Origin of the sequence: Hydrocoleum sp. CS-953 (assembly GCF_002260545.1) — a bacterium.
In the GTDB taxonomy this organism is placed as follows: Bacteria; Cyanobacteriota; Cyanobacteriia; order Cyanobacteriales; family Microcoleaceae; genus Trichodesmium.
On the sequence record NZ_LGSU01000300.1, the window covers coordinates 1 to 2,673 of the forward strand.

At 32.1% G+C, this 2,673-nt stretch carries 1 protein-coding gene and 1 pseudogene; both read right to left on the reverse strand.

Annotated features, from left to right (window positions below; genetic code table 11):
• On the reverse strand, positions 1 to 454 hold a 454-nt coding region (locus AFK68_RS02725), incomplete at its 3' end, for a leucine-rich repeat domain-containing protein (RefSeq protein WP_143437452.1).
• 1,218 nt (positions 455 to 1,672) lie between these two features.
• Positions 1,673 to 2,466, reverse strand: a pseudogene (locus tag AFK68_RS02735) (SDR family oxidoreductase); the annotation flags it as partial.
• Positions 2,467 to 2,673 lie beyond the last annotated feature (207 nt).

Genomic DNA, 2,673 nt, shown 5'->3' on the forward strand with positions numbered 1-2,673 from the left:
GTTCTTGTAATTTTGTGAGTGACTCTATCGGAGTAATATCTGATATTTTGTTATAAGCAAGGTAGAGTCTTTCTAAGTTTGTTAATGATGCTAAAGGAGTTAAGTCTGATATTTGATTATTGTGTAAAACTAATCTAGTTAAATTAGGCAAAGAAGCGATAGGTTTAACATCGGAAATTTGCCTGCTCATTAGATTTAATCTCTCAGTGAAAGATGCTATTTGAGCAGCTTTAGGACAATCTTCCGTACCAAATTTTACTAAAATTGCTTCAACAGTACGTTTAGCTTCTGATGAAATATTATCTTTTTGATTACACCAATCAAAAAAATTATCGAAATTGGTAACTTGAGCTTGAGTAGTAGATTTGGGAATACTAGATATTCCAATAGTAAAAATTATTCCTAGAAGAGAATTTAAAACACAATTCATAATACTGGGATAGTTGATAGTCATTTTTTTGATTTTTTCCACTTGAGCAAAGACCAAAAAATTATACACTAGACTTGTCGCTTAATAACTTAAAAAATTGCAAAGAACCCTCATTTCTAAAGCTTGTAGTTATTAAGGAGAAAAAATACTTGAAATAATTGCTAATATCAAATCCGCTTGCTACAGTTCGCGATAAATCAGAGTAATAAGAAACCGGGTTTGTGGGAGGTAGATGTTATAGCGCTACGCGCTAGGGAATAGGGAATAGGGAATAGGGAATAGTAGACTAATAAAGGGTTTTAGGATTTAGAAATGTCAAGAGCCNAATAGGGAATAGGGAATAGGGAATAGTAGACTAATAAAGGGTTTTAGGATTTAGAAATGTCAAGAGCCTTAATGCGTAGCGCTATAATATGCTGGAGCATTTAAAACAAACCCGGTTTCTATGCTTTTTGAACCGATACTACCGGATTTGATATAAAACCTAGATATAGCAATTAAATTTAAGTAGAGTGTGGTAAATTTTGTAGGTTATATTAAATCTATTTGCTTTCGAGAAAAGAATTCTACTATTAGTATTGGTACAAACTCTAAGTCTATTAGTTTGGTAGAGGTTTAGTCACCAAACCCCTATATACTACCGGATTTAATATTATGTATCAAAAAGAAGATTTTCTATGTCGCCCTATTATTATTCAATACAACTATATTTTAATCCTATAAAACATTACGAGTAAAAATTTTAGCACATCAAGAGTGCTTGTGAACTTAATCCACTTGATAAACTTATGAAACAATAGTTCACCTAATATCAAATCCCCTTACTTTGGAATTAGGAGATTCTAAAAAAGCCAAAAACTCCAAGTAGGACTGGGGTTGGCTAACCAAACCTCTAAGAGGTATTAATTGTACTAAATACTACCGGATTTAATATAACCGAAAACTAAAATTACTATTCCAGACAAAATACTCTTATCTATCCCTAAAAATTTCTGAATTTTCTCTACTCAAAATTCATTCAACCCTTTTTGAGAGTTTTAATCACAATTAAATCCATATACCACTGAATTATTGGAGCTAATAAACTATGCAATTTATCTAATAAAGTCATTTCTAAACCAGGAGCAATTACAAAACTTTTTTTCCTCACTCCCCGCAATATTTCAACAGCCATATCCGTTGCATTCCATAACCCAGAAGTAGCAGTAATATTTTTAGTTTCTAAAGGCTTAGTTTTATTCNGTTTTAATCACAATTAAATCCATATACCACTGAATTATTGGAGCTAATAAACTATGCAATTTATCTAATAAAGTCATTTCTAAACCAGGAGCAATTACAAAACTTTTTTTCCTCACTCCCCGCAATATTTCAACAGCCATATCCGTTGCATTCCATAACCCAGAAGTAGCAGTAATATTTTTAGTTTCTAAAGGCTTAGTTTTATTCTCTTCCTCTAATTGTGGCGTATCTGTATCAGGTGGATAAACAACAGAAACAGAAATTCCAGATAACTTCAACTCTCCCCGCAAAGATTCTGCTAAACCTCGAATAGCAAACTTACTAGGACAATAGGGAGTATAACCATAAATTCCTATCAAACCAGCACCAGAAGAAATCATCACTATTTGCCCTTTTTTTTGTTGTTCCATTATTGGCAAAACAGCTCGTACACAATAGAGAGAACCAAAATAATTAATCGCCATTGTTTGTTCAAATATTTCTATTGGTAACTCCCGAAAATAACCAGGATAAGAAATACCCGCAGCAGTAATTAATAAATCTGGAACACCTATTTCCTTTATAGTTTGGTGAATCCCATTTTCTACTTCTAATCTATTAGCAACATCTACAGATACAGCAATTATTTTCTGTTTTGAATTAACCACATTAGTAGTTATTTCTACTCTTGCTGCTTCTAATTTTTTAGAGTTACGAGCAATAATTGATATATTGCTTCCTTGACTAGCTAATAGTTTAGCAATTTCTTTACCAATACCACTAGAACCACCTGTAATAATTGCGTGTTGCCACATAAATTCCGAATATATATTAACAGTAAGCTAGTGAAGATAATTTCTCAAGTTCCTAAGTCAGTGACTGATGTATATGGATGAAGTCAGAATTAACAATACAGAAGACTATTTTTACTTTAGTGGCGATCGCTCTTTTTGTCACAAATGTGGTTCAATAATTGATAATTGATAATTACCTCTCCCTAAAAGGAAGAGGATTGAATAAAA